2 tRNA genes and 2 rRNA genes are annotated in these 4,028 nt (G+C 50.4%); all 4 read left to right on the top strand.

What is annotated here, in order from left to right:
• The first annotated feature begins 238 nt into the window (after window positions 1-238).
• Window positions 239-1,771 (top strand): 16S ribosomal RNA (locus BMX55_RS15935).
• 116 nt (window positions 1,772-1,887) lie between these two features.
• A tRNA-Ile gene (locus BMX55_RS15940) sits at window positions 1,888-1,964 on the top strand.
• A 41-nt stretch (window positions 1,965-2,005) separates the two neighbouring features.
• A tRNA-Ala gene (locus BMX55_RS15945) sits at window positions 2,006-2,081 on the top strand.
• Window positions 2,082-2,521: 440 nt separating this feature from the next.
• Window positions 2,522-4,028: ribosomal RNA gene (locus tag BMX55_RS15950) — 23S ribosomal RNA — on the top strand; the annotation flags it as partial.

Raw genomic sequence — 4,028 nt, forward strand, 5'->3', positions numbered from 1 at the left:
ATAAAAAGTCCTGTTATAATTCAAGGCTTCGCTGATCGTAGCGAGCTAGACAGAAAAAGACTTCGGTTTAATCTGTTGGAACTTTAAAAATATACAGCCGATAAGCGTGGGCGTTTGAATATGCGATTGCCAAGTTCTTTGGAACTAGTGCTTGCACTACAAACGCTCATGAAGAAGTGAAGTTCACTTCAATTTCTGAATGAGTAAAACTCGAAAGAGTATAAGTTTAAACAAGATCGAACTGTAGAGTTTGATCCTGGCTCAGATTGAACGCTGGCGGCATGCCTTACACATGCAAGTCGAACGGTAACAGGTCTTCGGATGCTGACGAGTGGCGAACGGGTGAGTAATACATCGGAACGTGCCCAATCGTGGGGGATAACGCAGCGAAAGCTGTGCTAATACCGCATACGATCTACGGATGAAAGCGGGGGATCTTCGGACCTCGCGCGAATGGAGCGGCCGATGGCAGATTAGGTAGTTGGTAGGGTAAAAGCCTACCAAGCCGACGATCTGTAGCTGGTCTGAGAGGACGACCAGCCACACTGGGACTGAGACACGGCCCAGACTCCTACGGGAGGCAGCAGTGGGGAATTTTGGACAATGGGCGCAAGCCTGATCCAGCAATGCCGCGTGCAGGATGAAGGCCTTCGGGTTGTAAACTGCTTTTGTACGGAGCGAAAAGGTCTCTTCTAATACAGGAGGCCCATGACGGTACCGTAAGAATAAGCACCGGCTAACTACGTGCCAGCAGCCGCGGTAATACGTAGGGTGCAAGCGTTAATCGGAATTACTGGGCGTAAAGCGTGCGCAGGCGGTGTTGTAAGACAGAGGTGAAATCCCCGGGCTCAACCTGGGAACTGCCTTTGTGACTGCAACGCTAGAGTACGGCAGAGGGGGATGGAATTCCGCGTGTAGCAGTGAAATGCGTAGATATGCGGAGGAACACCGATGGCGAAGGCAATCCCCTGGGCCTGTACTGACGCTCATGCACGAAAGCGTGGGGAGCAAACAGGATTAGATACCCTGGTAGTCCACGCCCTAAACGATGTCAACTGGTTGTTGGGTCTTCACTGACTCAGTAACGAAGCTAACGCGTGAAGTTGACCGCCTGGGGAGTACGGCCGCAAGGTTAAAACTCAAAGGAATTGACGGGGACCCGCACAAGCGGTGGATGATGTGGTTTAATTCGATGCAACGCGAAAAACCTTACCCACCTTTGACATGGCAGAAATCCTTTAGAGATAGAGGAGTGCTCGAAAGAGAATCTGCACACAGGTGCTGCATGGCTGTCGTCAGCTCGTGTCGTGAGATGTTGGGTTAAGTCCCGCAACGAGCGCAACCCTTGCCATTAGTTGCTACATTTAGTTGGGCACTCTAATGGGACTGCCGGTGACAAACCGGAGGAAGGTGGGGATGACGTCAAGTCCTCATGGCCCTTATAGGTGGGGCTACACACGTCATACAATGGCTGGTACAAAGGGTTGCCAACCCGCGAGGGGGAGCTAATCCCATAAAGCCAGTCGTAGTCCGGATCGCAGTCTGCAACTCGACTGCGTGAAGTCGGAATCGCTAGTAATCGTGGATCAGAATGTCACGGTGAATACGTTCCCGGGTCTTGTACACACCGCCCGTCACACCATGGGAGCGGGTTCTGCCAGAAGTAGGTAGCCTAACCGTAAGGAGGGCGCTTACCACGGCAGGGTTCGTGACTGGGGTGAAGTCGTAACAAGGTAGCCGTATCGGAAGGTGCGGCTGGATCACCTCCTTTCTGGAAAACTGCAATCTCGTTTGAACGCCCACACTTATCGGTTGTTGGAAAAAGTCGCTGTGAAGTGAAGATGAAAGTAGAAATACTTTTGCTTTGCTACTCGCAGAGGCCGACTTGGGTCTGTAGCTCAGTTGGTTAGAGCACTGTGTTGATAACGCAGGGGTCGTTGGTTCGAGACCAACCAGACCCACCAAGTGTTACAGGCCTGGAGACGACACGACAATGCGATTCCTAGGGGGATTAGCTCAGCTGGGAGAGCACCTGCTTTGCAAGCAGGGGGTCGTCGGTTCGATCCCGTCATCCTCCACCAACAAAGATAGTAAGAACTTTAGTTCTAAGAAATTATTGGTTCGGTTTTTTAGGTTCTGCCAGTGTGCTAGAATACTAGATTACCCGTTCAACACCAAAGTGGCCTTGCAAAAGGCCCCTTCGTTGTTGATCGACATTGTTCGATCAATCGGCTGTTCTTTAAAAATTCATAGAGTCGAATCAGCGTTGCTGATGGAAACTGTAAGGGTAACACCTGCAGACCGTGCCATCAGCAACATGAAATTTGATTGCGTCAAAACGAATGTTCAACGGTGTCGAAAGACATCTTGATATTCAAAAGTAAATGACGAATAGTTCTCAAAAAAGTAGCAATACTTCATGAAACGTTCGCGTTACGGCATAACGCGCAAGGTGAAAGACCTTGCAAGTCCTTGAAATTTTTTTGACGGAGATGTTTCGCAAGAGACGTCAAAGTTATAGGGTCAAGTGACTAAGAGCATGTGGTGGATGCCTTGGCGATGATAGGCGACGAAAGACGTGAAAGCCTGCGATAAGCTTCGGGGAGCTGGCAAATAAGCTTTGATCCGGAGATTTCTGAATGGGGAAACCCACCCTTCGGGGTATCGCTCACTGAATACATAGGTGTGCGAAGCGAACCGGGTGAACTGAAACATCTCAGTAGCTCGAGGAAAAGACATCAACCGAGATTCCGAAAGTAGTGGCGAGCGAAATCGGAGAAGCCTTGCAGTGATAGCACAAAGATTAACAAAACGGAATGGAAAGTCCGGCCATAGTAGGTGATAGCCCTGTATGTGAAAATCTCTGTGTGGTACTAGGCTGCAGATAAGTAGGGCGGGGCACGAGAAACCTTGTCTGAATATGGGGGGACCATCCTCCAAGGCTAAATACTCATCATCGACCGATAGTGAACCAGTACCGTGAGGGAAAGGCGAAAAGAACCCCGGGAGGGGAGTGAAATAGATCCTGAAACCGCATGCTTACAAAAAGTAGGAGCCCGCAAGGGTGACTGCGTACCTTTTGTATAATGGGTCAGCGACTTACATTCAGTGGCAAGGTTAACCGAATAGGGAAGCCGTAGAGAAATCGAGTCCGAATAGGGCGAACATAGTCGCTGGGTGTAGACCCGAAACCAAGTGATCTACCCATGGCCAGGATGAAGGTGCCGTAACAGGTACTGGAGGTCCGAACCCACTAGTGTTGCAAAACTAGGGGATGAGCTGTGGATAGGGGCGAAAGGCTAAACAAACTTGGAAATAGCTGGTTCTCTCCGAAAACTATTTAGGTAGTGCCTCAAGTATTACCTTCGGGGGTAGAGCACTGTTTAGGCTAGGGGGTCATGGCGACTTACCAAACCTATGCAAACTCCGAATACCGAAGAGTACAGCTTGGGAGACAGAGCACCGGGTGCTAACGTCCGGACTCAAGAGGGAAACAACCCAGACCGCCAGCTAAGGTCCCTAAAATTGGCTAAGTGGGAAACGAAGTGGGAAGGCTAAAACAGTCAGGATGTTGGCTTAGAAGCAGCCATCATTTAAAGAAAGCGTAATAGCTCACTGATCGAGTCGTCCTGCGCGGAAGATGTAACGGGGCTAAGCCAGTTACCGAAGCTGCGGATTTGCAATTTATTGCAAGTGGTAGGAGAGCGTTCTGTAAGCCTGTGAAGGTGTCTGGTAACGGATGCTGGAGGTATCAGAAGTGCGAATGCTGACATGAGTAGCGTTAAAGGGGGTGAAAAGCCCCCTCGCCGTAAGCGCAAGGTTTTCTACGCAACGTTCATCGGCGTAGAGTGAGTCGGCCCCTAAGGCGAGGCAGAGATGCGTAGCTGATGGGAAACAGGTCAATATTCCTGTACCGATGTGTAGTGCGATGTGGGGACGGAGAAGGTTAGCTCAGCCAACTGTTGGATATGTTGGTTCAAGCCTGTAGTCGTGCCCGGTAGGCAAATCCGCCGGGCTTAGATGAGGGG

Source organism: Giesbergeria anulus (assembly GCF_900111115.1).
GTDB classification, from domain to species: domain Bacteria; phylum Pseudomonadota; class Gammaproteobacteria; order Burkholderiales; family Burkholderiaceae_C; genus Simplicispira; species Simplicispira anulus.